Here is a 26184-nt window from a genome sequence, read left to right on the forward strand (position 1 = left end):
AGCAGCGTGCCGACGGGCGGACGTGGACCCGAACCTGCGGTGGCGGAACTGACGGACGGTGCCCGCTGGGCGGCACTGGGAGCGTTGTGCCTCGGCTTCTTCATGATCCTGGTCGACAGCACGATCGTCGCCGTCGCCAACCCGGCGATCATGCGGAGCTTCACGGCCGAGATCAACACGGTCGTGTGGGTCACCAGCGCCTACCTGCTCGCCTACGCCGTGCCGCTGCTGGTCACCGGGCGCCTGGGCGACCGATTCGGCCAGCGCCGCGTCTACCTGTCCGGTCTGGTGCTGTTCACGCTCGCGTCCCTGTGGTGCGGCCTGTCGTCGTCCATCGAGATGCTCATCGTCGCCCGTGTCTTCCAGGGCTTCGGCGCCGCGCTGATGTCGCCGCAGACGATGGCCGTGATCACCCGGATCTTCCCGCCGGACCGCCGCGGCACCGCGATGGGACTGTGGGGCGCCGTCGCCGGCGTCGCGACCCTCGTGGGTCCGCTCGCCGGCGGCTTGCTGGTCGACGGGTTCGGCTGGGAGTGGATCTTCTTCGTGAACGTGCCCGTCGGGATCATCGGGTTCGTCCTCGCCGCGAAGTTCGTGCCCACCCTGCCCACCGGCCGGCACCGCTTCGACGTGGTCGGCGTGATCCTCAGCGGCCTGGGCATGTTCTTCCTCGTCTTCGGCATCCAGGAGGGCAACTCCTACGACTGGTCGGCCGGGGTGTGGGCCTCGATCCTCGCCGGCCTCGCGCTGCTCGTCGTGTTCGTCTACCAGCAGTCCCGTAACCGCGGTGAGCCCCTCGTGCCGCTGAGCCTGTTCCGCGACCGCAACTTCGGGCTCGCGAACATCGGCATCTCCTCGATGGGTTTCGCCATCACCGGTGTGATGCTGCCGATCATGTTCTACGCGCAGGCCGTGCGTGGGCTCAGCCCGACGGGTTCGGCACTGCTCATGGTGCCGATGGCCGTCCTCAGCGGTGTGCTCGCTCCTTCGGTCGGCCGGCTCGTCGACCGGGTCCACCCGCGCGTGATCGCCGGTACCGGCTTCGCGTTGCTGGCCATCGGCCTGGGCTGGCTCGCGCTGGTGATGACCCCCGACGTGCCCACCTGGCAGCTGCTGCTGCCGATCGCCCTGGTCGGTGTCGCCAACGCCGGCATCTGGTCGCCGCTGTCGGCCACCGCGACCAACCGTCTCTCGCAGAGCCAGGCCGGTGCCGGTGCCGGTGTCTACAACACGATGCGTCAGGTCGGCGCGGTCCTCGGCAGCGCCGCGCTCGGCGCGATGATGGCCGCCCGGCTCTCGGCCAACGGTCTCGGTGGTGGCGGCACCTCCGAGATGGACGTGGCCGTCCTGCCCGAGCCGCTGCGCGAGCCGTTCGCGTCGGCGATGGCGGAGTCGATGTGGTTGCCCGCCGTGGTCCTGCTCGTCGGGCTGGTGGCGTCGCTGTGCTTCGAACGGCCCGCGAGCCAGCAGGCGCAGCGTCTCGCCACGGCCGAGGCGGGACGACCGGCCTAGCGCTTCCACCCGCCGGCCTGCGTCCGGGCGGCCGGTCCCCGGTTTCCGCCCATCGGATGTGATCCACGCCATATAGTGCAGTCACACGCGGCGGTGGGAGGTGACATGTCGTTGGCAGTGGTCGAGATTCCGGTGGGCGGCCGGTGGCTGCGGGACGAACGGATCACCCGCCGGACCGGTGGAATCCTGCAGTACGAATCCCTCGAGCCGTGCCTGGCCGAGCTGCTCGATCGCAGTGCCCTGCGGTATTCGAACCGCACGGCGGCCGTCGACCGTGTCGGCCGGGTCCTCACCTTCCGGGAACTGTGGGCGTCGGCCGCGCGGGTCGCCGGCGGGCTCCTCGACCAGGGGGTCGGCCCGGCGGACCGGGTGGTGGTGAGCTATCCCAACGGTTTCCGCTGGCTCTCCGGTTTCCTGGGGGTGGTGCTCGCCGGGGCGGTTCCGGTGCTCCCCGCCCCCTCGTGCAACGCCGCCGAGATCGAGTGGATCGAGGCCCACAGCGGCGCCGTGCTGACCCTCGACGGCGACCTCCCCGACGGCGTTCCGTTCCTCGACGGCGGTGCGTCCCCGGACGAACTCGCGCTGCTGTACTACGTGCGCGCCGAGGCCGGTGCCCTGCGCGGCGTCGAGCTGACCAACACCAACGTGCTGTCGACGATCGAGGCGGTCGGGCACGCCATGGATCTCGGGGCGGAGGGCACCCGCACGGTGATCACCGCGCCGCTGTCCACGGCGGTCGGCTGCAGCGTGCAGTTGCTGCCCACCCTCGCCTTCGGTGGCACCGTGGTCGTCGGTGGTTCCCGGGTCGTGCGGGTGCCGTGGCGGCACCTGCGTGCCGCGTTCCCGACCTCGCGGTGCGTCCGCGGCTGGGGGGTGGCCGAGACCGGCGGCATCGGATTACTGCTGCCCTCCGAACACCGCCACCGGCACCCGCGCAGCGTCGGAGTCCCGTTCGGTGGGATCGAGGTGGCCCTGCTCGGCCCCGACGCGGAGAAGGGGATCGGCGAACTGCTGTGCCGCGGACCGAGTGTGGCCCGTCGGTACTGGCAGGACCCGGTTGCGACGGCCGAGGCGTTCACCGAGGACGGGTGGTTCCGTACGGGCGATCAGGTGTGCATCGACGGGGAAGGGTTCGTCGATCCGATCGCCGTGCGGGTGTTGTGATCGCACTCACAGACGAAGTCGGGTATACAGCTGTCAGCAGATCCAGGTTCCCGCGCGAGAGGTGCACGTATGTCCGACGAAGTCCTGCTCGAACGTCGCGATCGAGTTCTGATCATCACCATCAACCGGCCCGAGGCCCGCAACGCGGTCAACGCCGCGGTGAGCCGGGCCCTCGCCGACGCCGTCGACGAGCTCGACGACGACGATTCGATCTCGGTCGGCATCCTCACCGGTGCCGGCGGTAACTTCTGTGCGGGCATGGACCTCAAGGCGTTCGTGGCGGGCGAGAACGTCGTCGTCCCCGGCAAGGGACTCGGGTTCACCCAGGCGCCGCCGCGCAAGCCGCTGATCGCCGCGGTCGAGGGTTTCGCCCTCGCCGGCGGCACCGAACTCGTCCTCGCCACCGACCTCGTCGTCGCGGCGAAGGACGCCCGCTTCGGCATCCCCGAGGTCAAGCGGGGGCTGGTCGCCGGTGCCGGCGGGCTGCTGCGCCTGCCGCACCGCATCCCGTACCAGAAGGCCCTCGAACTCGCGCTCACCGGCGACACGTTCACCGCCGAGGAGGCGCACGGTTACGGCTTCGTCAACACGCTCACCGAACCGGGGCAGGCGCTCGACGGCGCGCTCGCGCTGGCCGAGCGCATCACCGCCAACGGCCCGCTCGCCGTCGCGGTGACCAAGGAGATCATCGTCCGCTCGGGCGACTGGTCGCGCGAGGAGGCCTTCGACAAGCAGATGGAACTCATGGCGCCCGTGTTCACCTCGGAGGACGCCAGGGAGGGCGCGACCGCCTTCGCGGAGAAGCGCGCCCCGGTCTGGAAGGGCCGCTGACCCGGAAGGACGCCGGCCCGTGACGCCGTGGGCGGGGGAGGAGAGGATCCGGTGACCGAGGGTTTCGCCGAACTGCACGTGCACATCGAGGGAAGCCTCGAGCCGGAGACCATCCTCGCGCTCGCCGAGCGCAACGGCGTCGAGCTGCCCTACCGGGATCTCGACGACCTGCGCGCCCGCTACCGGTTCACCGACCTGCAGTCCTTCCTCGACCTGTACTACGCGAACATGCAGGTGCTGCGCACCGCGCAGGACTTCGCCGACCTCGCCCGCGCGTACTTCGCGCGCGCGGCGAGGGGTGGGGTGCGACGGGCGGAGTTCTTCTTCGACCCGCAGGCCCACACCTCGCGCGGGGTGCCGCTCGCGGAGGTCGCGGCCGGTCTCGCCGACGCGGTCGCCGGTGCGCACAGCGAGTTCGGGATGGACGTGGCGATGATCGCCTCCATCGTGCGTGACCGGCCGGTGACGGAAGCGCAGGAGGTCTTCGGCGAACTGCTGCGTCTCGGCGCCCCGATCATCGGGCTCGGTCTCGACTCCGCCGAGGTCGGACATCCGCCCTCGCTGTTCGAGGACGTCTTCGCCCGCGCCCGCGCCGAGGGCCTCCACGTCACCGCGCACGCGGGGGAGGAGGGGCCACCCGAATACGTGTGGCAGGCACTCGATCTGCTCGGCGCCGAACGGATCGACCACGGCATCCGCTCCCTCGAGGACCCCGAGCTCGTCGCCCGTCTCGTCGACGAACGGATCCCGCTGACGGTGTGCCCGTTGTCGAACGTGCGTCTGCGCGTGGTCGACACGCTCGCCGACCATCCCCTGCGGCGCATGCTCGACGCCGGGCTCGCGGTGAGCGTGCACTCCGACGATCCCGCCTATTTCGGCGGCTACGTCGACGACAACTTCGCCGCGCTGCGGGACTCCCTCGATCTCACCGACGACGAACAGTCGGTGCTGCAACGCAATTCCTGGGAAGCCGCCTTCCTCTGATTCGGTTTCCTCAGGTGCCGAGGATGCGGTCGAGATAAGGGTTCGTGAAGGTCCGCTGCGGATCCACCTTGTCGCGCACGGCGAGGAAGTCTCCGAAACGGGGGTACAGATCGGGCAGTTCGGCGGCGGTGAGCGAGTGCAGCTTGCCCCAGTGCGGCCGGCCCTGCGCCGCCCGCAGGATCGGCTCGACCCCGTCGAAGTACGGGCGGTGGTCGCGCCGGTGGTACTGGTGCACCGCGACGTAGGCGGTGTCGCGGCCGTGCGCGGTCGACAGCCACACGTCGTCCGCGGCCGAGAACCGCACCTCGACAGGGAAGCCGATGCGGATGTCGTTGCGCTGCAACCATCCGTCGATCTCCCGCAGCACCTCCGGCAGGCTGCCGGCCGGGACGGCGTACTCCATCTCACGGAACCGCACCCGCCGCTTCGACGCGAACACCCGGTAGCTGCGGTCGACGTAGGTGCGCGGCGACAGGGCGCGCGAGGAGATCCGGTTGAGCGCGGGGATCGTGGCCGGTGCCCGGGTCCCGACCTGCTGGAACAGTGCGAACGCGCCGTTGGAGAGCAGTTCGTCGTCGAGGGTGGTCCGCACCCGGCCGACCGGGTGCACCGGCGTCGGTCCCGGCAGTCGGGTATTGCGCTTGACCAGCACCCCGTCCGTGTGGGGGAACCAGTAGAACTCGAAATGATCGACACCGCTGCGCAACTCGTCGATCCGGTCGAGCGTGTCCCGCAGCGACGAAGGGGACTCCTCGGCGCGCAGGCGGAAGGCCGGTACGCACTCGAGGGTCACGGTGGCGAGCACGCCCAGGGCGCCGAGACCGAGGCGGGCGGCCTCGAAGAGCTCGGGGTCCTGCTCGGGGGAGCACGTGGCCACGTGGCCGTCGGCCAGGACGATCGTCGCCCCGCACACGGCGGCGGCCAGGCCGCGGAAGGCCGCGCCGGTGCCGTGTGTGCCGGTGGAGACGGCGCCGGCGACGGACTGCACGTCGATGTCGCCGAGATTCGGCAGGGCGAGCCCGTGCGACCACAGCAGTTCGCTCAACTCGTGCAACCGGGTCCCGGCCTGCACCGTGACGCGGGCGCCGAGCGCCGTCGGTTCCACCTCCACGAGGCCGGACATGCGGTCGAGAGAGATCAGGGTGCCGTCGGTGACAGCGGCACCGGTGAAGGAGTGTCCGGCGCCGACGGCCTTGACGTGCTCGCCGCGCTCGGTGGCGCGGGCGACGACACGGGCGAGTTCGTCGACGGTCTCCGGGGTGTCGAAGTACCGCGGGGAGGCGCTCTCGGTGCGCGCCCAGTTCTGCCACAGGGCCATGCCGACATCATCGACATGGACGTACGTCCAAGTCAATACTTCCTCCCGAACCGTTCGGGCCTCTACGATCGGTGCATGTCGAATCGGTTGCCTGCCGACGAGCGCCGTACCCAACTCGTGGACGCCGCACTGGAACTCGCAGAGGACGGAGGCGTCGGGGCGGTGACCGTCCGCGCCGTGGCGGAGAAGGCCGGGGTCTCCCTCGGCGTCGTCCACTACTGCTTCGAGAGCAAGGAAGCCCTCGTCGTCGCGATGGCCCACACCGTCGTCGACCAGCTGCTCGAGGCCATGCAGGCCGCCTTCGACGTGCCCGCGGACGGAACGCACCTGCAGGGCATCGAACGCCTGCGTGCGATGCTGCTGTCCGCGCTCCGGGCGATGTGGTCCGCCGTCGACTCCACCCGCGGCCTGCAGATCCTCACCTACGAGATCACCACCTACTCGCTGCGGCACCGCGCGGGCGGGCCGGCCACGAGCGGTGACATCGCCGCGCAGCAGTACCGCCGGATGGACGAGCAGGCGGTGGCCTTCCTCGACGCCTGCGCCGAACGCAGCGGTGTCTGCTGGACGCTGCCCACCGAGGCGGTCGCCCGGCTCGCCCTGGCCCTGCTCGACGGTTTCGTGCTGCGCTGGCTCGTCGACCGGAACGCCGACGCGGGCGAGGCCGAACTCGACACCATCGCCGACGTCATCGCCTCCCGCGCCGTCACCCGGCCCTGACCCCACCCGCCATCCGAACGGATTCGCCGTGCTCCGAGCAGATTCCAGCCCCGTCGACGTACTCGACCGCATCGACGCCGCGACCGCCGACCTCGACCCGCCCTTCGCGGTCATCGACCTTCCGACCCTGCGCCGCAACGCCGACGACCTCGTCCGGCGCGCGAGCGGGGTGCCGGTGCGGGTCGCGAGCAAGTCGGTGCGGTGCCGGGCCGTCCTCGAGGAGGTGCTCGGCCCGGAACTGACCGCACGCGGCGGCTTCCGCGGCATCATGGCCTATTCGCTGCGCGAGGCACTGTGGCTCGTCGAGCGCGGCGCCCGCGACATCCTGCTGGGCTACCCGACGGTCGACCGCACGGCCCTGGCCGATCTCGGCGCACGCCCGGACGCGCTGGACGCCGTGACGCTCATGGTCGACTCGCCGGATCATCTCCGCATCATCCGGGATGCATTTGGTTCCAAGGATATTCGTCCACGTATCTGCCTCGACGTCGACGCCTCGCTGCGCGTCGGGCCGGTGCACCTCGGGGTGCGGCGCTCCCCGCTGCGCACCCCGCAGGAGGCGGCCGATCTCGCGAGCCGGGCGACCGCAGCGGGATTCACCGTCGTCGGGGTGATGTTCTACGAGGCGCAGATCGCGGGCCTGCCCGACTCGTCGCTGCCGGTGCGGTGGGTCAAGCGGGCCTCCGCCCGCGAACTCGCGTCGCGGCGCCGCGCCGTCGTCGACGCGGTCCGGTCGGTGGCGGGCGATCTCGGGATCGTCAACGGCGGCGGTACCGGATCGCTGGAGGTGACCACCGCCGATCCCGTCGTCACCGAGGCGACCGCGGGATCGGGTCTCTACGTCCCGACCCTCTTCGACGGCTACCGGGCCTTCACCCCGCACCCGGCGATGTTCTTCGCGCTGCCCGCGGTCCGCAGACCGTCCCCGTCGATCACCACCCTGTTCGGCGGCGGATACATCGCCTCCGGTCCCGCGGGCCCGTCCCGGGTGCCGAAGCCGGTCCGCCCGTCCGGGCTGAAGCTGCTCGGCACCGAGGGGGCGGGGGAGGTGCAGACCCCGGTGACGGGGCGCGCCGCCGCCGGCATCCCCATCGGTGGGCGGGTGTGGTTCCGGCACGCGAAGGCCGGTGAGCTGTGCGAGCGGTTCGACCGCGTGTATCTCGTCGACGAGCAGGGCCGCACCGAGGTCCCGACCTACCGCGGGGAAGGTGGATGCTGGTGAGATCCGCGGGGCGGCGACAATGACCGCATGCCGCTGACGTTCTTCCCGGGATCCGTGGGCCGTGTCCACTGGCGCACCTGGCCGGTCGACGATGCCTGCGCCGGTGTCGTGTTCACCCACGGCTTCGGCCAGCACACCGGGCACTACCACCGCTTCGCCGCCGGCCTGGCCGCGGAGGGCATCGCCTTGTGGGGACTCGACCTCGCCGGTCACGGCCTGTCCGAGGGGCAGCCCGGCTCGGCCGGGGACGTCGCCGACCACGCCGCCGACATCGCCCGCCTGACCGCCCTCGCCCGGGAGTCGGGCCTGCCGCTCGTGCTGATGGGGCACTCGCTGGGAGCGGCGTCCACGCTCGCCGTCCTGCGCGCCGATCCCGATCCCGCTCCCTGTGCCGCGGTGGTGCTGTGCGGGACCCCGCGCACCGTGCTGTTGCCGGAGACGGCCGCGGCCCTGCGCGACAGCAGGCTGCCGGCGCTCGTGGTCCACGGCGTCGACGACCGGCTCGCCCCGATCGACCCGGTCCGGGCCTGGGTGCGCGACCTGCCGGGGGTGCGGATGCGCGAATACGAGGACGCGGGTCACGACCTGCTGCACGAGCCGGTGCATCGCACCGTCACCCGGGACGTCGCCGCCTTCGTGCGCGAGACCACCGGGTGTCCCTGACGGACCCGAACACACACGGCCGGGACACACGACCGCGGAAACGACTGTGCCCCCGCACGGAGCGGGGGCACAGTCGCCGTGACGGTGTGGCCGGGTCGTAGGCGGCCCGGTCGTAGGCGGCCTAGCTGTAGATCGACTCGATCTCCTGGCCGTGCTTCTCGTGGATGATGTTCCGCTTGAGCTTCAGCGTCGGGGTGAGCTCACCCGTCTCGATGCTGAAGTCCGTCTCGAGGATGCGGTACTTGCGGATCGACTCGGCCTTGGAGACCTTCTTGTTGGTCTCCGCGACGGCCTCGTCGATCTCGGCGATGAGATCGGGGTTCTTGATGAGCTGCGAGACCGTGGTGCCCGCGGGCAGTCCGTGCCGCTCGAGCCAGCCCGGCAGGGCCTCGGGGTCGAGGGTGATGAGGGCACCGACGAACGGCTTGTTGTCACCGACGACGATGACCTGGCTGATCAGCGGGTGGGCGCGCAGGGCGTCCTCGAGGATCGCCGGGGCGACGTTCTTGCCACCGGCGGTGACGATGAGCTCCTTCTTGCGGCCGGTGATCGAGATGAAGCCGTCCTCGTCGATCGTGCCGATGTCGCCGGTGTGGAACCAGCCGTCGCGGATCGCGTCCTTGGTGGCCTCGTCGTTCTTCCAGTAGCCCTCGAAGACCATCGGGCCCTTGAGCAGCAGCTCGCCGTCGTCGGCGATCCGCGCCGCGCAGCCGTTGAACGGCTTGCCGACGGTGCCGATCTTCTGCTCCTTCGGCGTGTTCATGATGATGCCGCCGGTGGTCTCCGTCAGGCCGTAGCCCTCGTAGATGGTGACGCCGATGCCGCGGAAGAAGTGGCCGAGGCGGGCGCCGAGCGCGGCACCGCCGGACACGGCGCGGGTGACGTTGCCACCGAGCGCGGCCTTGAGCTTGCTGTAGACCAGCTTGTCGAACACGAAGTGCTGGATCTTCAGGGGGAGGCCGGGGCCACCGTTCTCGAGCGCCTTGCTGTACTCGATCGCGACGTCGGAGGCCTTCTCGAAGATCTTGCCCTTGCCGCCGTCGTAGGCCTTCTGCTTCGCCGAGTTGTAGACCTTCTCGAACACGCGGGGCACGGAGAGGATGAAGTTCGGCTTGAACACCGCGAACTGGTCGAGCAGGGTCGACAGGTCGGAGGTGTGGCCGACGGTGACCTTGGTGTCGAACGCCGCGAAGGAGATCAGGCGCGCGAACACGTGGGCCAGTGGGATGAACAGCAGGGTGCGCTGACCCTCGTGCATCGAGTCGGGCAGCGCGAGCTGGGCCGCGGCCGACTCGGACGCGAACTGGCGGTGCTTGAGTAGCACGCCCTTCGGGCGTCCCGTGGTGCCGGAGGTGTAGATGAGGGTCGCGGCGGACTCGGAGTTCACCTGCTTGCGACGCTCCTCGACCTGCTCGTCGGTGACGGCCGCGCCACGCGCCACGAGCTCGTCGATCGCGCCCTTCGCGCCGGAGGCCGGCTCGATCTGCAGCATCTCCCGCACGGAGGGGGCACCCTCGACGACGTCGCGGACCGTGTCCACGTGGCCCGAGTTCTCGACGACGATGAGCTTGGTCTCCGAGTCCTCGAGGATCCACTTCGCCTGCTCGGCGGAGGAGGTCTCGTAGATGGAGACGGTGGCGCCGCCCGCGGTCCAGATCGCGTAGTCCAGCAGGACCCACTCGTAGCGGGTGGCCGAGAGGATCGCGACGCGATCGCCCAGCTCGATACCCGAGGCGATCAGGCCCTTCGCCACGGCGCGCACCTGCGCCGCGAACTCGCGAGCCGTGACAGGTACCCACTTGCCGTCGATCAGCCGCTCGAACGGCACGAAGTTCGGCGATTCCTTCTCGTGCCGGAACACCGAATCGGCCATCGACGTGTTCTCGGCAATCGAGAACGACTGTGGCACGGCAATCTCTCTCACTGTGACCCCTCCATCGTTAAGGACTTGCGCTGTGCATTGCATCACATGCGGGGGAGATTTGCATCACCCACGTGTCTGAAATGCCCAGATTTTACAGTCCGATAAGCAGTGATCTGTACAACAATGCTACCGGCGAGTAATGAGAAACACCACTCATTCCGCCGAATTCGGGAGGCTGTGGAGCAGACGGTGCGCTTCCGCGTCGTCCAGCTGATGGAAGTCGTGATATGCCGCGCCGACGCTGTCGGTGTCGGAAGGCGTCCACGGGCAGATCACCTCGTCGGCCACCCGGCGCACCCGCGCGACGGCCTCCGGGGAGGCGACCGGCACCGCGAGCACCACCCGCGCCGCACCCGCGGCCCGCGCGGCCGTGCAGGCCACCGCGGCGGTCGCGCCAGTGGCGATGCCGTCGTCGACGAGAACGGCCGTGCGGCCGGCCAGGGGGAGGCGGGGACGTCCCGCACGCAGGACCTCGGCGCGGCGCACGAGTTCCGCGGTCTCGCGCAGCTGGATGTTCTCGATCGACTCCGGCGCGATCCGTCCGCGCCGGACGACCTCGTCGTTGAGGACCCGGAACAGGGGTGGGTCGCCCGCCGGATCTCCCTCGGCGATCGCGCCCATCGCGAGTTCGGGATGCCAGGGGACGCCGAGCTTGCGGACGACGAGGACGTCGAGGGGCGCCCCCAGCGCGGACGCCAGCTCGCGGGCGACGGGGATCCCGCCCCGGGGAAGCGCGAGCACCACCGGATGGGTGCCGCGCAGATGCTCGGCGGAGCGGGCGAGTCGTCGGCCCGCCTCCGCGCGCGTGGCGTACCGCACGTCTCCAGTATGGGACGGTGCGATACGCCACGCGGGACCTTCGGAGCGGCTGTCAGGCCTGGTCGAGCTCGCCCGACAGGTACGAGTGGTAGGCGGGCAGATCGAGCTGGCCGTGGCCGGACAGACCGATGACGATCACCTCCGGCTCCGACAGCGACCGCGCGTACTTCGCGGCCGCGGCGATCGCGTGCGACGACTCCGGCGCGGGCACGATGCCCTCGTTCCGCGCGAACAGCACGGCCGCGGCGAAGGCCTCGGTCTGGGCCACGGCCTGGGCGTTCACCAGGCCGAGCTCGACGGTGTGGCTGAGCAGCGGCGCCATGCCGTGGTAGCGCAGGCCACCGGCGTGGATCGGGTCCGGGATGAAGTCCTGGCCGAGGGTGTGCATCTTCAGCAGCGGCGTCAGGCCGGCGATGTCGCCGTGGTCGTACCGGTACTCGCCCTTCGTGATGGACGGGCACGCCGCCGGCTCGACGGCCACCACTCGGGTCTTCGCACGGTCGTGCAGGACCTCGCGCAGGAAGGGGAACGCCAGACCCGCGAGGTTGGAGCCACCACCGGCGCAGCCGAACACGACGTCCGCCTGCGGCTCACCGGCGTCGCGCAGCTGCTCGACCGCCTCGAGGCCGATGACGGTCTGGTGCAGCACCACGTGGTTCAGTACCGAGCCGAGGGTGTAGCGGGCTGCGGGATCCTTCACCGCCACCTCGACGGCCTCGGACACGGCGATGCCGAGCGAACCGGGGGTGTCGGGCTGCTCCGCGAGCACCGCGCGACCGGCCTCGGTCAGCTCCGACGGGCTCGAGTGCACCGTGCCGCCGTAGGTCTCGATGAGGAAGCGACGGTACGGCTTGGACTCGTAGGAGGCACGGACCTGCCACACCTCGAGGTCGATCCCGAACTTCGCGCACGCGAACGACAGGGCCGAGCCCCACTGACCGGCGCCGGTCTCGGTGGTCAGCTTGGTGACCCCGTCGAGCGAGTTGTAGTACGCCTGTGCCACAGCGGAATTGACCTTGTGGCTGCCGACCGGGCTCACACCCTCGTACTTGACGTAGATGCGGGCCGGGGTGCCGAGCGCCTTCTCGAACGAGCGGGCCCGGAACAGTGGGGTGGTGCGGTAGCCGGCGTAGACCTCGCGCACCGGCTCGGGGATCTCGATGTCGGTCTCGGTGGACAGCTCCTGCTCGATCAGGCCCGAGGCGAACAGCGGCGCCAGATCGTCGGCGGTGAGGGGTTCGCGGGTGCCGGGATGCAGGTGCGGCGGCGGCGCGACCTCGAGGTCGCCGACGATGTTGTACCAATGGGTCGGAACGCCCGACTTCCCGACGGTGGGAGCGGGTGCGGCGAGGGAATCCGTCACTTCGGTGAATCCTTCGATCGTGTACAGGGGCGCGCCCAGTGTGACCTGTACGGCCTGCGGGCACCGGGGGTGGGGTCGGTCATCCGCGGGCCCGTTCCGCTGCTGGTCGCTGGTCCGGTCCCGCACGGGGGAGTAGGTTCATCGGATAAACTGCTGGTCAAATGAGTGAAATTCAAGACGCCCCCGACCAGGAGACCGCGGCTCTCACGTTCGCCGATCTCGCCATCGACGACCGTGTCCTGCAGGCTCTTTCGGACGTGGGTTACGAGTCCCCGTCGCCGATCCAGGCGGCGACCATCCCACCGCTGCTGGAGGGACGGGACGTCGTCGGTCTCGCTCAGACCGGCACCGGCAAGACCGCCGCCTTCGCGGTGCCGATCCTCTCCCGGATCGACGCCGCCAAGAAGCGGCCCCAGGCGCTGGTGCTGGCGCCCACCCGCGAACTCGCGCTGCAGGTCGCGGAGGCTTTCGGTAAGTACTCCGCCCACATCCCGGGCCTGCACGTGCTGCCCATATACGGCGGCCAGGCCTACGGTGTGCAACTCTCCGGCCTCCGCCGCGGCGCCCAGGTCATCGTCGGCACCCCGGGACGTGTGATCGATCACCTTTCCAAGGGCACCCTCGACATCTCCGAGCTCGAATACCTCGTCCTCGACGAGGCCGACGAGATGCTCACCATGGGCTTCCAGGAGGACGTCGAGCGCATCCTCGCCGACACCCCGGACACCAAGCAGGTCGCGCTGTTCTCGGCGACCATGCCGGGTGCGATCCGCCGGCTGTCGAAGCAGTACCTGAAGGATCCGCAGGAGATCACCGTCAAGTCGAAGACGACGACGTCGGCGAACATCACCCAGCGGTGGGTCCTCGTCTCGCACCAGCGCAAGCTCGACGCGCTGACCCGCATCCTCGAGGTCGAGTCCTTCGAGGCCATGATCATCTTCGTCCGCACGAAGCAGGCCACCGAGGACCTCGCCGAACGCCTGCGCGCCCGCGGTTTCTCCGCGGCCGCCATCAACGGCGACATCGTGCAGGCGCAGCGCGAACGCACGATCAACCAGCTCAAGAACGGCACCCTCGACATCCTGGTCGCCACCGACGTCGCCGCCCGCGGCCTCGACGTCGACCGCATCAGCCACGTCGTGAACTACGACATCCCGCACGACACCGAGTCGTACGTGCACCGCATCGGCCGCACCGGCCGCGCCGGGCGCACCGGCGACGCGCTGCTGTTCGTCGCACCGCGGGAGCGTCACCTGCTCAAGGCCATCGAGCGGGCCACCCGCCAGCCGCTGGCCGAGATGCAGCTGCCCACCGTGGAGGACGTCAACGCGCAGCGCGTGGCGAAGTTCAACGACTCGATCACCGAGGCGCTGACCTCCGATCACCTGCAGCTGTTCCGGACCTTCATCGAGGACTACGAGCGCGAGCACGACGTGCCGCTCGCCGACATCGCCGCCGCGCTGGCGGTGCTCTCGCGCGACGGCGAGTCGTTCCTCATGGAGGCCGACCCGGAGCCGTTCGTGCCGCCGCGCCGCGAGCGCGAGCAGCGGGAGCGTCCGCCGCGTCGCTTCGACGACGGCCCGAAGGTCGGTCGCGACGGCCAGGAGATGGCCACCTACCGCATCGCGGTGGGCAAGCGGCACCGGGTGCAGCCGGGTGCGATCGTCGGCGCCATCGCCAACGAGGGTGGCCTGCGCCGCGGCGATTTCGGGCACATCAGCATCCGTGCCGATCACAGCCTCGTCGAGCTGCCCAAGGACCTGTCGCCGCAGACCCTCGAAGCGCTGCGCGCCACCCGCATCTCGGGCGTGCTCATCCAGTTGCAGCCCGACACCGGTGCACCGTCCGGGCGTCCGGGCTCGTACCGCGGGCGCGACGACCGCCGCGGCGACGACCGGCGTGGCGGGGACCGTCGCGACCACGGCAAGCGTGATCGCGGTGGCCGACGTGAATACGGCGAAGGTCGGGGCCGGTCCGGCGACTTCTCGCACCGCAGCGACCGCGGTGGTCGTGGCGGATACCGCGACTGACGACGCCTCGCGGATGCGTCAGCCGGCCGCCGGTGCGGTCACCGGCGGCTTCGGCTCCGCATCCGCGAACTGCGTCCGGTACAGCTCCGCGTAACGGCCGCCCACGGCGAGCAGTTCGTCGTGGCTGCCACGTTCGACGATGCGGCCCTCCTCGACCACGAGGATCTCGTCGGCCGCGCGGATCGTCGAGAGGCGGTGCGCGATGACCACCGATGTGCGTCCCGCCAGGGCTTCGGCCAGTGCCTCCTGCACCGCGGCCTCCGAGGTGGAATCGAGATGGGCGGTGGCCTCGTCGAGAACCACCACTCGCGGCTGGGCGAGCAGCAGCCGGGCGATCGTCAGGCGTTGACGCTCACCACCGGACAGACGGTATCCGCGTTCCCCGACGACGGTGTCGAGTCCGGAGGGTAACGACGCGACGAGCCGGTCGAGCCGGGCCCGGCGCAACGCGTCCCACAGCTCCTCCTCGCCGGCCTCCGGCCGGGCGAGCAGCAGATTCGCGCGGACGGTGTCGTGGAACAGGTGCCCGTCCTGGGTGACGAGCCCGACGGTGGCGCGGATCGAATCGGCGGTCAGTTCCCGCACGTCGACCCCGCCGAGACGCACCGACCCGGAGTCGACGTCGTACAGTCGCGGAATCAGCTGCGCGATGGTCGATTTCCCGGCACCCGAGGAACCGACGAGGGCGACCATCCGTCCCGGCTCGACGTGGAACGACACGTCGTGCAGAACGGTCTCGCCGCCACGGTTGTCGAGCACGGCGACCTCCTCGAGGGAGGCGAGCGAGACCCTGTCGGCGGACGGATAGGCGAACTCGACGTCGCGCAGTTCCACCGAGACCGGTCCCTCCGGTACCGGACGTGCGTCGGGTGCCTGGGAGATCAGCGGCTTCAGATCGAGGACCTCGAAGACCCGCTCGAAGCTCACCATCGCGCTCATGACGTCCATCCGCGCGCTGGCCAGTGCGGTGAGCGGCGAGTACAGGCGGGTCAGCAGCATCGCCATCGCGACCACCGATCCCGCGTCGAGTTGCCCCCGCAGGGCGTAGAACCCGCCGAGTCCGTAGACGAGCGCGAGCGCGAGCGCGGACACCAGGGTCAGCGAGGTGACGAACACGCTCTGCAGCATCGCGGTGCGCACCCCGATGTCGCGGACGCGTCGCGCGCGGACCGCGAACTCCACCGACTCCTGCTCGGGCCGGCCGAACAGCTTCACGAGGGTCGCACCCGGAGCCGAGAACCGTTCGGTCATCTGGGTGTTCATCACCGAGTTGTGGTTCGCGGCCTCACGGCTCAACCGCGCCAGCCGGGTTCCCATGTGCCGCGCGGGAACGATGAAGATCGGCAGCAACAACAGTGCGAGAAGCGTGATCTGCCAGGAGATCCCGATCATCACCACGAGTGTGATCACGAGGGTGACGACGTTGCCGACCACTCCCGAGAGGGTGTCGCTGAACGCGCGCTGCGCCCCGATGACGTCGTTGTTCAGCCGCGACACGAGTGCCCCCGTGCGGGTGCGGGTGAAGAATGCGACCGGCATCCGCTGCACGTGGTCGAACACCGTGGTGCGCAGATCCAGGATCAGATCCTCACCGATGCTCGCCGACAACCAGCGGTTGGCGATCGCCAGGCCCGCCTCGAGCAGTGCCACCGCGGCGATGATCGCCGCGAGCACGGCGACCACCGATACGGCGGCACCGGAGACGATCGCGTCGACCACGCGGCCGGCGAGCACCGGGGTCGCCACCCCCAGGGCCGCGATGACGACACTCAGGACGAGATAGAACGCGATGTTCCGACGGTGCGGGCGTGCGAACTCGGCGATGCGCGTCAGGCTCGCTCGCGAGAACGGTCGGCGATCGTTCTCCGCGTGCATCGCGTTGTACATCGCGTTCCACGCGGTGACTTCCATGCTCATGGACGTGGCCTCCTCGGGTCGCACCCGACGCTAGAACCTCGAGTGCGCTCGAGGTCAAGGTTAGCCTCGGGCATTCATGCCGATTGAGCGGAAACCCGTGTCAATCACGAAGAATGATGCTCTGAGCTGGGATAATTCGACTTGCGAAGGTTGAATCAGTCCCAGTTCGAGGAGCACCATTCCGGTGAGCAAGTCTACGTCCCCCTATCCCCACCTGTCCGCATCAGCCACCGGAACCGGCCTCGTGTCGCATGCCGGAGCCGTCCTGCTGCTGCGCACCGCGGAGAAAACCGGACTTGCCACGGCATTGACGACCGAACTCGCACCGTATCGAAAGCCGTTGACCCGACACGATCCCGGCAAGATCGTCCTCGACCTCGCGGTATCCCTCGCACTCGGTGGGGACTGCCTCGCCGACATCGCACAACTGCGCGCTCACCCCGAACTGTTCGGTGCGGTGGCCTCCGACCCGACCGTCTCCCGCCTGATCAGCAGGTTGGCCGCCGACACCGACACCGCACTGGCCGCGATCGACCGGCCGCGCCACCGCCCGCTCCCACGCCTGGGCCGCTGCCGGCACATCGGCTCCCGACCATGCCATCGACGAAGCGCATCCGCTGGTCCTCGACATCGATGCCACCCTGGTCACCGCGCATTCCGAGAAGGAACAGGCCGCCCCGACGTTCAAGCGAGGGTTCGGTTTCCATCCGTTGTGCGCGTTCGTCGACCACGGCACCGGCGGTACCGGTGAACCCGTCGCGATGCTGCTGCGGCCGGGTAACTCGGGATCGAACACCGCCTCCGATCACATCACCGTGGTGCAGGACGCACTCGCACAGTTGCCGCTCGACCCGGCATACCGGGTCGGGAAGAAGGTACTGGTCCGTATCGACGGCGCCGGCGGTACCCACCACCTGATCGAGTACCTCACCAAGCGTCGCCTATCGTACTCGATCGGATTCGGGTTGACCGACGCCCACGCCGACGCGATCGATCTGGTTCCGGAACAGGCATGGACCCCGACCTACGACGCCGACGGGCAGGTCCGCGACGGTGCCTGGATCACCGAGATCACCGACCTACTCGACCTGTCCACCTGGCCGAAAGGCATGCGGGTGATCGTCCGGAAGGAGCGCCCACACCCCGGTGCGCAGTTGCGGTTCACCGACCGCGACGGCCTACGCCTGACCGCGTTCGTGACGAACACCCGCCGCGGTCAGCTGCCAGATCTGGAGTTGCGGCATCGGCGACGGGCTCGGTGCGAGGACCGGATCCGGGCAGCGAAAGCCACCGGCTTGCAGAATCTTCCGTTGCACGGTTTCGACCAGAACCGCATCTGGTTGGCGCTCGTGCAACTGGCATGCGAGCTGCTCGCGTGGATGCAGATGCTCGCCTTGACCGAGGTTCCAGCGCGGCGGTGGGAACCGAAACGGCTGCGGCTGCGGTTGCTGTCGATCGCCGGGAAGATCGCCCGGCATGCCCGCCGTGTTCGTCTGCGACTGGCTGCGACAGCTCCGGATGTCGATCTTCTCGTGGCCAGCCTGAACCGGCTCGCAGCGCTACCTGCGCCTGCGTGACCTGCATGTACCAGTTTCATCGAGACGAAAGGACACGATTTCCGGGGCCGTGGACCCCGACGCCACCCGACCGTGTCGGGCAGTCGACCGTGGATGCACGCCGGATCCACGGTTTCCACACCCAATCCGAGACCGCTCAGGCCGGCACGCGGTCCGCGCGAAAGATTGAGGTTAGGCCGAGGAGGTAACGGAAACGACGTCCGATGAGCCGCCGGTCAGCGGGCGACGTCGATCACCACGCGCGTCGGGTTCGTCAGCGAGTACACCGTGAACGGGGTGCCGCGTTCGGCGATGCCGACGAACGACTGGGTCACGCCCTCGAAGACCCCCGAGCCGGTGACCTCGACGACCGACCCGCCCGGTTCGGCGACGAGCGGGTCCGGCCCGCCGTACGGTTCGAGGCCGATCTCGAAGGGGTAGGTCGAGCCGTCGATGAGGACCTCGAGCACGGCGTCGCCGGAGACGGCGACCTCGTTGCCGCTGCCCTGTTGCGTCGCCTCGTTCACGTAGCCCACGCGCCAGCCCGGTGTGCCCTCACCGGCGAGTTCGTAGACAACGCGGTCGAAACCGTCGTGGCGACCGGTGCGGATCTCGACGACGGAGAGCCGGGCGTCCTCGCTCGCGGGGGACACCTTGTCCTTCGTGTCGCCGGGCACCTCGGCGGACGCCGATTCGCGGACCGAGGTGGTCGCGGGGTTCGCGATCGAGGCCGCGGGCGACGGCGTCGGATCGTCGGACTCGGCGGAGCACCCCGCCAGGACCAGGGCGGTTGCGGTGACGGCCAGGGCGAGACGGGTGTGCTTCATGAGGCTCATGGTACGTCGGGCCCCTCGGGGACCGGGCGGGCCTCGCGGGGGTTGACCGGATCGATACGCAGGGCGCACAATTCGGTCGGGCGAGAATTTCAACACTCGATGAATTGAGTGGATCATGAACGTCGACTCCTCCGCGAACGCCGTGGACATCCGGGATCTGTGCGTGCGACGCGGCACCCACCGGGCCCTCGAGGACGTGACCGTCCGCGTCCGTCGCGGTTCCATCACCGGTCTGCTCGGCCCCTCCGGCTGCGGCAAGACCACCCTCATGCGCTCGATCGTCGGCACCCAGATCGTCGAGTCCGGCACGGTCACCGTCCTCGACCGGCCCGCCGGCAGCGCCGCCCTGCGCCGCCGCATCGGCTACGTCACCCAGTCGCCGAGCGTCTATCCCGAACTGACGGTCGTCGAGAACGTCACCTACTTCGCCTCCCTCTACGGGAGGAAGGGGACCGCGGTTGCCGACACGATCGCGGCGGTGGGCCTCACCGACCACGCGCAGAACCGCGCGGCCGCCCTGTCCGGCGGCCAGCTCGGGCGGGTCTCGCTCGCGTGCGCGCTGGTCGGGGATCCCGAACTGCTCGTCCTCGACGAACCCACCGTCGGCCTCGATCCGCTGCTGCGGGCCGAGCTGTGGGAGCACTTCCGCGCCCTCGCCGACCGCGGCACCACCCTGCTCGTGTCCAGTCACGTCATGGACGAGGCCGACCACTGCGACGAACTCGTCCTGCTGCGCGAGGGTCGGCTGATCGCCCAGCTGACCCCCGGGGAACTGCGCGAGCGGACGGGGCAGCCGCGCCTCGAGGACGCCTTCCTCCGACTCATCCGCGACCGGACGGGAGCACCGTCATGAGCACCGTCGTCTACGCCACCACGACCACCCGCATCCTGCGTCAGCTGCGCGCCGACCACCGCACGGTCGCGATGATCGTGCTCGTCCCGAGCCTGCTGATGACGCTGCTGTACTTCATGTACCAGAACGTGCCCACCGGCCCGGGTGGGGTGTCGCTGTTCGACCGGATCGCCGTGACGATGCTCGGCATCCTCCCGTTCGTCGTGATGTTCCTGGTCACCTCCATCGCGATGCAGCGCGAACGCAGCTCGGGCACCCTCGAACGGCTGCTCACCACACCGCTGACGAAACTCGATCTGCTCGCCGGCTACGGCAGTGCCTTCTCGCTCGCGGCCGCGGTCCAGGCCGGTCTCGCGTGCGCCGTGGCGTTCGGTCTGCTCGACGTCTCCAGCGCAGGATCGGTGTTCTGGGTGCTGGTCGTGGCGATCCTCGTCGCGGTGCTCGGCGTGTCCCTGGGGCTGTTGTGCAGTGCCTTCGCGCGCACCGAGTTCCAGGCCGTGCAGTTCATGCCGGTCATCGTCATCCCGCAGTTCATGCTGTGCGGGCTGCTCGTGGCCCGCGACGATCTGCCCGACTGGCTGCGATGGATCAGCAACGTCCTGCCGCTGAGTTACGCGGTGGAGGCGCTGCAGGAGATCACCGTGCACCCCGGTGTCACCGGCATCATGGTGCGCGACCTGATCGTCGTCGCCGGGTTCGCGGCGGCCGCCCTCGCGCTCGGTGCGGCGACACTGCGCCGCCGCACCCCGTGACCGACACCGTCCGCCGGCCCGGCCGCCGGCCGGGCAACTCCGGGGCGCGGGACGACATCCTCTCATCGGCACGGGAACTGTTCGCCACCAACGGGTTCGATCGGACGACGGTGCGGGCGATCGCCGCCCGTGCCGGGGTGGACCCCGCGCTCGTGCACCACTACTTCGGTTCCAAACTGCAGTTGTTCACCGCGGCCATCGCGCTGCCCGTCGACCCGCGTGACGTCCTCGCTCCCGTCTACGAGGCGCCGGCCGAGAAACTGGGATGTGCCCTCGTCACCGCCCTGCTCGGGGTGTGGGACTCTCCGCACCGCGACGCGGCCGTCGCGATGTTCCGCGCGCAGATCGCCGGTGACGACGGCGGTCTCGTACGGTCGTTCCTCCTCGAGGTCGCGCTCGCGCCGCTGCTCGACCGGATCGACCATCCCGCCGGGAGTGGCCGGCTGCGCGCCGAACTCGTGGCGACCCAGATGACCGGAATCATGCTGGTGCGCTACATCCTCTGCCTCGAGCCGCTCGCGTCGATGCCCTCCGAGTGGCTCGTCGATATCGTCGCTCCCACCGTGCAGCACTACCTCACCGGCGACCTGCCCACCTGACGTCCGCGCGCCCTGCGGACCGGAACACGGTGTCTGCACGGTGTTTCCGTCCGTGGGGCGCGCAAGGATCAGGTCGACGTGTGCTCACGCAGGAAGGCGATGTCGTCGGCGAGCCCCTCCGCCGGGGTCTCCAGCACGATCGGCGCGTCCGCCCGCGCCGCGATCTCCGCGAGCAGTTGCGGATCGATCGTCCCCTCCGCCAGATTCGCGTGCCGGTCGCGCGCCGAACCGAACTCGTCGCGGGAATTGTTCAGGTGCACCAGATCGATCCGGCCGGTCGTCGCCCGTACCCGGTCGACGACGTCGACGAGTTCCTCACCCGCCGCCCAGGCGTGGCAGGTGTCGAGGCAGAAACCGGGACCGTAGTCGCCGATGGCGTCCCACAACCGGCCGATCGCATCGAGATGGCGGGCCATCGCGAAATCACCCCCGGCGGTGTTCTCCACGAGGATCGGGACGGCGAAACCACCCTTGTCCTCCTGGCGTTCGAACAGCTTGCGCCAGTTCTCCACCCCGACCCGCACGTCCTCGCCCTCCCGGACGTGGCCGCCGTGCACGACCAGCCCGAAGGCGCCGATCCGTGCCGCGGCGTCGGCGTGGTCGGCGACGGCCTTGCGCGAGGGCATCCGCACCCGGTTGTTCAGGCTCGCCACGTTGATCACGTACGGCGCGTGCACCACCACGTCGATGTCCGAGGCGAGGATCTCCTCGGTGCGCGGATGCTCACCGGGTTTCGTCCACTTCTGCGGGTCCGAGAGGAACACCTGCACCAGATCGGCACCGAGATGCTCGCCCTGACCGATCGGATCGTCGTCCTGCCGGACGTGCGCACCTATCCGCATGAGCCACAGAGTAGGGGAGGGTCCCGCCTGCCGGGACCGTTCCGCGCGCCGATCCCCGGAATCCGGTCGACTTCCGGGGGACGACATGCGGACGGCAGAACAGGAGTACCGATGGGCACCCTCGACGGGAAGATCGCGCTGATCACCGGCGCAGGTCAGGGAATCGGCCGCGGCGTCGCGCTCGCCCTGGCACGCGAGGGTGCGGCCGTCGCCGTCACCGGCAGGACCGAATCGAAACTCGTCGACACCGTCGAGGAGATCCGCGCCCTCGGCGGCGACGCCGAACCGATCGTGTGCGACATCTCCGATCTCGACCAGGTCACCGCCACCGTGCAGCGGACCGTCGACCGGTTCGGCGGGATCGACGTCCTCGTCCTCAACGCGAGCCTCAATCCGCTCGGTCCGCTCCTGGGCCTGAAGCCGTCGCTCATGGACAAGGCGTACCGGACGGGCCCGCTCGCCGCGCTGCACGCCATGCAGCTCGTGCACCCGGTCATGAAGGCCCGCGGCGGCGGCTCGATCGTCACCATGGTCACGTCCGCGGCGGTACGGTGGGACACGAGCGGCTACGGCGGGTACGCCTCCGTGAAGGAGGCCCTGCGTTCGCTCACCCGCACCGCGGCCTCCGAGTGGGGCGTGGACGGCATCCGCGTCAACGCAGTCGCCCCCCATGCGCTGTCGCCGGGGCTGAAGTGGTGGACCGAGACGAATCCGGAGGAGGCGGCGGAGTTCGTGAAGTCGATCCCGCTGCGCCGCATCGGCGATCCCGAGCAGGACATCGGGCGGGCCGTCGCCTGGATCGTGAGCGACGAGGCCCGGTACCTGACGGGCGCGACGGTCCCTCTCGACGGCGGGCAGGCGCGCTGGTCCTGAGGATCCCCGGATACCGTACGGTCGTATCCCCGACTCGAAGATCCGGGTACTCCCGGATGGTGAACTTCCCTTCGTGACGGAAAGATATGGGCCATGCCAACGCACTCGGCCCCAGCAGCCCGCGCCCAGAACCTGAAGAAGATCTACGGCTCCGGAGAGACCGCCGTCCACGCCCTCGCCGGGGTGACGGCGGACTTCGCCGCCGGTGAGTTCACCGCCATCATGGGTCCGTCCGGATCCGGCAAGTCGACGCTCATGCACTGCCTCGCCGGTCTCGACAGCGCGACCTCCGGTTCCGTGCTCATCGGCGACACCGACCTGACGACCCTCTCCGACAAGGCCATGACCCAGCTGCGCCGCGACCGCATCGGGTTCGTCTTCCAGGCGTTCAACCTCGTCCCCACCCTCACCGCCCTCGAGAACATCACCCTGCCGCTCGACATCGCCGGCCGCAAGGCCGACAAGGAGTGGCTCGACACCGTCGTCACCCGCCTCGGCCTGCGCGAACGTCTCGACCACCGCCCCGGCGAACTGTCCGGTGGCCAGCAGCAGCGCGTCGCGTGTGCCCGCGCCCTCGCCGGCCGGCCCGAGATCATCTTCGGCGACGAGCCGACCGGCAACCTCGACTCCCGCTCGTCCGGCGAGGTGCTGTCCATCCTCCGCGCCGCCGTCGACGAGTTCGACCAGACCGTCGTGATCGTCACCCACGACCCGCGGGCCGCCGGCTACGCCGACCGCGTCGTGTTCCTGGCCGACGGGCAGATCGTCGACGAGATGCGTGAGCCCACCGCCGACCGCGTGCTCGACCGCATGAAGCAGTTCGACACCGTGTCCGTGGCTCCGGTGGCGGAATAGGAGACCGTCGCGACCATGAGTGGAAACCCCATCCGCAGGGTTGCCCTGCGCAACCTCGCCGCGCACAAGGTGCGGCTCGCACTCACCGTGCTCTCGGTGGTGCTCGGCACCGCCTTCATCACCGGCTCGTTCGTCTTCACCGACACCCTGCAGCGCACCTTCGACGACATCTTCGGTGACGTCGCCCAGGGCGTCGACGTCCGCGTCACCACCGAGCAGTACGGCGCCAACGGCGTGCCCGTCGAGGACGTCGACAGGATCGCCGCCCTGCCCGGCGTCGCCCGCACGTCCCCGTCGATCGACGGCGGCGTCATCCTCCTCGACTCCGAGGGCGCCGCGATCCAGACCGGCGGTGCCCCCGCCGAGGGCTACGCCTACATCCCGCCCGACCGTTTCGTCGGTACCCCGCAGACCTTCGTCCAGGGCGTCCCGCCCGCCGAGGACGGCCAGATCGCGATCAACGAGAGCGCAGCCGAACGCGGCGACCTCACCGTCGGCAGCAAGACCACGGTGCTGACGATCTCCAAGGGCATGGTGCCCGTGACCGTCAGCGGCATCTACGAACTCGACGCCGACACGGGCGGTTACGTCGGTGTGCTGTTCACCGAACAGCAGGCGTCCGAACTGTTCAGCGACGGCAAGCACGTGTCGTACATCGACGTCGCGGGCGACGGCTCGCTCAGCGACGACCAGCTGCGCGACGAGATCGCCGCCGCGGTGCCCGACATGAAGGTGCAGACCGGTGAGCAGGTCGCCGAGGAGACCAAGTCCCAGGTCTCCGAGGCCCTGAACTTCCTCAACTACTTCCTGCTCGCCTTCGGTGCCATCGCGCTGCTCGTCGGCACGTTCATCATCTACAACACCTTCTCGATGATCGTCGCCCAGCGCCTGCGCGAACTCGCCCTGCTCCGCGCCATCGGCGCGAGCCGGCAGCAGGTGGGCCGCTCGGTGACCCTCGAAGCGGTCGTCGTCGGCATCATCGGCAGCGTCATCGGTATCGGCGCGGGTGTCGCCCTCGCCTACGGGCTGCGGGCCGCCCTCAACGCCGCCGACCTCGGTCTGCCGTCCGGTCCGCTGCAGCTGTCGCCGCGCACCGTGATCGTCGCGCTGCTCGTCGGCATCATCGTGACCGTGGTCAGCGCCTACGCCCCGGCCCGCCGCGCGACGCACGTCCCGCCGGTCGCTGCCATGCGCGAGGAGTCCACCGCGACCGTCGAGTCGCTGCGCATCCGCACGATCGTCGGCATCCTGTGCGCCGTCGTCGGTGCCGCCCTCGTCGCGTTCGGTTCTCGGGGAGTCGGCGGCGGTGCCGCCGCCACCGTCGGTATCGGTGCGTTCCTGCTGATCCTCGCGGTGCTGTTCGCCGCACCCGCCCTGTCGCGTCCGGTCGTCGGTGCGCTCGGCGCGGTCTTCGCGCGGCCCTTCGGTGCGGTCGGCCGGCTGGCCCGCACCAACGCCACCCGCAACCCGCGCCGCACCGCGGCCACGGCCTTCGCCCTGACCCTCGGCCTGATGCTCGTGTCCGTGATCGGCGTGTTCGGCTCCTCGGCCAAGGCCAGCGTCGACGCGCTCGTCGACACCGGCGTGAAGGCGGACTTCATGCTCACCGGCCCCGCCGCCTTCGGTGTGCCCGCACCCGCGGCGGAGGCGGTCGGCAAGGTCGCCGCCGTCGAGGAGGTCGTGCCCCTCTACGGCTTCCAGGCCAAGTTCGACCCGAACGACGAGAACTTCGAGTTCGGTGCCGCCGCCGGCGGACCGATCCAGGACGTCGTCGACCTGAAGATCGAGTCGGGCAGCGTCGAGGTGACCGGCAACGAGATCCTGCTGTCGCAGACTGCGGCGAACGACCACGGTGCCCGGACGGGCGCCACCGTGTCGCTCACCGACCGCAACGGCGAAACCGTCGAGGCGACGGTCAAGGGCATCTTCGCCGACAACGACCAGCTGATCGGGCCGTGGGTGGTCTCGCAGCAGATCTACGAGCAGCTCACCCCGCCGACCTCCCGCTCCGCGATGGTGGTCCTGATGAACACCGTCGACGACTCCGACGCCACCCGCGCCGCCATCGAAGAGGCCGTCAAGGAGTACGTGATCGTCCAGGTGCTCGACCGGGAGCAGTTCAAGGGTCAGCAGGCGCAGCAGATCGACATGCTGCTCGCCATCCTCTACGGTCTGCTCGCCCTCGCCGTGGTGATCGCCATCCTCGGCATCGTCAACACCCTGGCGCTGTCGGTGGTGGAGCGCCGCCGGGAGATCGGCATGCTCCGCGCGGTCGGTATGCAGCGCGCCCAGGTGCGCCGCACCATCTACCTGGAGTCGCTGCTCATCGCGGTCTTCGGTGCGGTGGTGGGTGTCGTGCTCGGCCTCGCCTTCGGCTGGGCGTTCGTGCGGACCCTCGCCGATCAGGGCCTCGACATCATCTCGGTGCCGTGGTCCCAGGTGGTCGGCATGCTCATCGCCTCCGGCATCATCGGGGTGCTCGCCGCCCTGTGGCCGGGGCAGCGAGCGGCCAAGACCCCGCCGCTGGAAGCGATCAGCGACGTGTAGACAG

General features: G+C 69.8%; 21 protein-coding genes and 1 pseudogene. 15 read left to right on the plus strand and 7 right to left on the minus strand.

The features are described 5' to 3' along the window. Positions 1-39 precede the first annotated feature (39 nt). The 4 genes from OED52_RS06045 to OED52_RS06060 all read left to right on the plus strand — a co-directional run bounded on the left by OED52_RS06045 (position 40) and on the right by OED52_RS06060 (position 4491). Positions 40-1512, plus strand: coding sequence for a DHA2 family efflux MFS transporter permease subunit (locus OED52_RS06045; protein ID WP_264154600.1), 1473 nt, complete (start codon positions 40-42; stop codon positions 1510-1512). Positions 1513-1617: 105 nt separating this feature from the next. Beyond that, entirely contained in the window at positions 1618-2676 is a 1059-nt protein-coding gene (locus OED52_RS06050; RefSeq protein ID WP_264153766.1) for a class I adenylate-forming enzyme family protein, read from the plus strand. Between the two features lie 69 nt (positions 2677-2745). Further along, positions 2746-3507: a crotonase/enoyl-CoA hydratase family protein gene (locus OED52_RS06055; RefSeq protein ID WP_264153767.1), complete on the plus strand. Its 762-nt coding sequence runs from the start codon at positions 2746-2748 to the stop codon at positions 3505-3507. Between the two features lie 51 nt (positions 3508-3558). Continuing rightward, positions 3559-4491 carry an adenosine deaminase gene (locus OED52_RS06060; RefSeq protein WP_264153768.1) on the plus strand — a complete coding sequence of 311 codons (933 nt, stop codon included), beginning with the start codon at positions 3559-3561 and terminating at the stop codon, positions 4489-4491. A gap of 10 nt (positions 4492-4501) precedes the next feature. On the opposite strand, the gene OED52_RS06065 is transcribed toward OED52_RS06060, so the two are convergent. Further along, positions 4502-5809 carry a D-arabinono-1,4-lactone oxidase gene (locus tag OED52_RS06065; RefSeq protein WP_264153769.1) on the minus strand — a complete coding sequence of 436 codons (1308 nt, stop codon included), beginning with the start codon at positions 5807-5809 and terminating at the stop codon, positions 4502-4504. 75 nt (positions 5810-5884) lie between these two features. On the opposite strand from OED52_RS06065, the gene OED52_RS06070 reads away from it, so the two are divergent. The 3 genes from OED52_RS06070 to OED52_RS06080 are packed head-to-tail and all read left to right on the plus strand — an operon-like array spanning position 5885 to position 8414. Then, complete coding sequence (locus tag OED52_RS06070; protein WP_264153770.1) at positions 5885-6529, plus strand: TetR/AcrR family transcriptional regulator; 645 nt, start codon at positions 5885-5887, stop codon at positions 6527-6529. Between the two features lie 28 nt (positions 6530-6557). Further along, a complete protein-coding gene (locus OED52_RS06075) occupies positions 6558-7751 on the plus strand; it encodes an amino acid deaminase/aldolase (protein WP_264153771.1) in 1194 nt (397 codons plus the stop codon). Positions 7752-7784: 33 nt separating this feature from the next. After that, entirely contained in the window at positions 7785-8414 is a 630-nt protein-coding gene (locus tag OED52_RS06080; protein ID WP_413247749.1) for an alpha/beta hydrolase, read from the plus strand. A 121-nt stretch (positions 8415-8535) separates the two neighbouring features. Here OED52_RS06080 and OED52_RS06085 read toward each other — a convergent pair whose 3' ends face one another. From OED52_RS06085 to OED52_RS06095, 3 genes are all read right to left on the minus strand, one after another. Beyond that, positions 8536-10338 (minus strand): AMP-dependent synthetase/ligase, encoded by a 1803-nt coding sequence (locus tag OED52_RS06085; RefSeq protein ID WP_264153773.1) that lies wholly within the window; start codon positions 10336-10338, stop codon positions 8536-8538. 153 nt (positions 10339-10491) lie between these two features. Next, positions 10492-11157 (minus strand): phosphoribosyltransferase, encoded by a 666-nt coding sequence (locus OED52_RS06090; protein ID WP_264153774.1) that lies wholly within the window; start codon positions 11155-11157, stop codon positions 10492-10494. A 52-nt stretch (positions 11158-11209) separates the two neighbouring features. Beyond that, positions 11210-12520 (minus strand): TrpB-like pyridoxal phosphate-dependent enzyme, encoded by a 1311-nt coding sequence (locus tag OED52_RS06095; protein WP_264153775.1) that lies wholly within the window; start codon positions 12518-12520, stop codon positions 11210-11212. A gap of 161 nt (positions 12521-12681) precedes the next feature. Between OED52_RS06095 and OED52_RS06100 the strand changes: the two genes are divergently transcribed. Then, the gene (locus OED52_RS06100) at positions 12682-14550 is read left to right on the plus strand and encodes a DEAD/DEAH box helicase (RefSeq protein ID WP_264153776.1); all 1869 of its coding nucleotides are present in this window, start codon (positions 12682-12684) and stop codon (positions 14548-14550) included. 18 nt (positions 14551-14568) lie between these two features. On the opposite strand, the gene OED52_RS06105 is transcribed toward OED52_RS06100, so the two are convergent. Continuing rightward, complete coding sequence (locus OED52_RS06105; RefSeq protein WP_264153777.1) at positions 14569-16467, minus strand: ABC transporter ATP-binding protein; 1899 nt, start codon at positions 16465-16467, stop codon at positions 14569-14571. A 184-nt stretch (positions 16468-16651) separates the two neighbouring features. On the opposite strand from OED52_RS06105, the pseudogene OED52_RS06110 reads away from it, so the two are divergent. Then, positions 16652-18044: pseudogene (locus OED52_RS06110) on the plus strand (IS1380 family transposase). 215 nt (positions 18045-18259) lie between these two features. Here the strand turns inward: OED52_RS06110 and OED52_RS06115 are convergent. Then, complete coding sequence (locus tag OED52_RS06115) at positions 18260-18850, minus strand: AMIN-like domain-containing (lipo)protein (RefSeq protein WP_264153778.1); 591 nt, start codon at positions 18848-18850, stop codon at positions 18260-18262. 124 nt (positions 18851-18974) lie between these two features. On the opposite strand from OED52_RS06115, the gene OED52_RS06120 reads away from it, so the two are divergent. From OED52_RS06120 to OED52_RS06130, 3 genes are read left to right on the plus strand one after another with little or no spacing between them, the layout of a single operon-like run. Then, positions 18975-19712 (plus strand): ABC transporter ATP-binding protein, encoded by a 738-nt coding sequence (locus tag OED52_RS06120; protein WP_264153779.1) that lies wholly within the window; start codon positions 18975-18977, stop codon positions 19710-19712. Then, complete coding sequence (locus OED52_RS06125) at positions 19709-20464, plus strand: ABC transporter permease (RefSeq protein ID WP_264153780.1); 756 nt, start codon at positions 19709-19711, stop codon at positions 20462-20464. The genes OED52_RS06120 and OED52_RS06125 overlap by 4 nt, the downstream gene beginning before the upstream one ends. Next, positions 20461-21063, plus strand: a complete 603-nt coding sequence (locus OED52_RS06130) for a TetR/AcrR family transcriptional regulator (protein WP_264153781.1) — start codon at positions 20461-20463, stop codon at positions 21061-21063. The genes OED52_RS06125 and OED52_RS06130 overlap by 4 nt, the downstream gene beginning before the upstream one ends. Before the next feature lie 68 nt (positions 21064-21131). On the opposite strand, the gene OED52_RS06135 is transcribed toward OED52_RS06130, so the two are convergent. Beyond that, positions 21132-21905 carry a deoxyribonuclease IV gene (locus OED52_RS06135; protein ID WP_264153782.1) on the minus strand — a complete coding sequence of 258 codons (774 nt, stop codon included), beginning with the start codon at positions 21903-21905 and terminating at the stop codon, positions 21132-21134. Positions 21906-22016: 111 nt separating this feature from the next. On the opposite strand from OED52_RS06135, the gene OED52_RS06140 reads away from it, so the two are divergent. The 3 genes from OED52_RS06140 (at position 22017) to OED52_RS06150 (ending at position 26180) form a co-directional block, all read left to right on the plus strand. Next, positions 22017-22778, plus strand: a complete 762-nt coding sequence (locus tag OED52_RS06140; protein WP_264153783.1) for an SDR family NAD(P)-dependent oxidoreductase — start codon at positions 22017-22019, stop codon at positions 22776-22778. Positions 22779-22871: 93 nt separating this feature from the next. Continuing rightward, positions 22872-23633, plus strand: a complete 762-nt coding sequence (locus OED52_RS06145; protein ID WP_264153784.1) for an ABC transporter ATP-binding protein — start codon at positions 22872-22874, stop codon at positions 23631-23633. 15 nt (positions 23634-23648) lie between these two features. After that, positions 23649-26180 carry an ABC transporter permease gene (locus OED52_RS06150; RefSeq protein ID WP_264153785.1) on the plus strand — a complete coding sequence of 844 codons (2532 nt, stop codon included), beginning with the start codon at positions 23649-23651 and terminating at the stop codon, positions 26178-26180. Positions 26181-26184: the final 4 nt, after the last annotated feature.

The organism is Rhodococcus sp. Z13 (genome assembly GCF_025837095.1).
Taxonomy (GTDB): domain Bacteria; phylum Actinomycetota; class Actinomycetes; order Mycobacteriales; family Mycobacteriaceae; genus Rhodococcus; species Rhodococcus sacchari.

Excerpts from the sequence above, each read along its gene's own strand:
- OED52_RS06120 (WP_264153779.1), top strand. The coding sequence starts at position 18,975 with ATGAACGTCGACTCCTCCGCGAACGCCGTGGACATCCGGGATCTGTGC.
- OED52_RS06055 (WP_264153767.1), top strand. The coding sequence starts at position 2,746 with ATGTCCGACGAAGTCCTGCTCGAACGTCGCGATCGAGTTCTGATCATC.
- OED52_RS06140 (WP_264153783.1), top strand. The coding sequence starts at position 22,017 with ATGGGCACCCTCGACGGGAAGATCGCGCTGATCACCGGCGCAGGTCAG.
- OED52_RS06145 (WP_264153784.1), top strand. The coding sequence starts at position 22,872 with ATGCCAACGCACTCGGCCCCAGCAGCCCGCGCCCAGAACCTGAAGAAG.
- OED52_RS06125 (WP_264153780.1), top strand. The coding sequence starts at position 19,709 with ATGAGCACCGTCGTCTACGCCACCACGACCACCCGCATCCTGCGTCAG.
- OED52_RS06065 (WP_264153769.1), bottom strand. The coding sequence starts at position 5,809 with ATGGCCCTGTGGCAGAACTGGGCGCGCACCGAGAGCGCCTCCCCGCGG.
- OED52_RS06050 (WP_264153766.1), top strand. The coding sequence starts at position 1,618 with ATGTCGTTGGCAGTGGTCGAGATTCCGGTGGGCGGCCGGTGGCTGCGG.
- OED52_RS06105 (WP_264153777.1), bottom strand. The coding sequence starts at position 16,467 with ATGAGCATGGAAGTCACCGCGTGGAACGCGATGTACAACGCGATGCAC.
- OED52_RS06115 (WP_264153778.1), bottom strand. The coding sequence starts at position 18,850 with ATGAAGCACACCCGTCTCGCCCTGGCCGTCACCGCAACCGCCCTGGTC.
- OED52_RS06100 (WP_264153776.1), top strand. The coding sequence starts at position 12,682 with ATGAGTGAAATTCAAGACGCCCCCGACCAGGAGACCGCGGCTCTCACG.
- OED52_RS06070 (WP_264153770.1), top strand. The coding sequence starts at position 5,885 with ATGTCGAATCGGTTGCCTGCCGACGAGCGCCGTACCCAACTCGTGGAC.
- OED52_RS06135 (WP_264153782.1), bottom strand. The coding sequence starts at position 21,905 with ATGCGGATAGGTGCGCACGTCCGGCAGGACGACGATCCGATCGGTCAG.
- OED52_RS06150 (WP_264153785.1), top strand. The coding sequence starts at position 23,649 with ATGAGTGGAAACCCCATCCGCAGGGTTGCCCTGCGCAACCTCGCCGCG.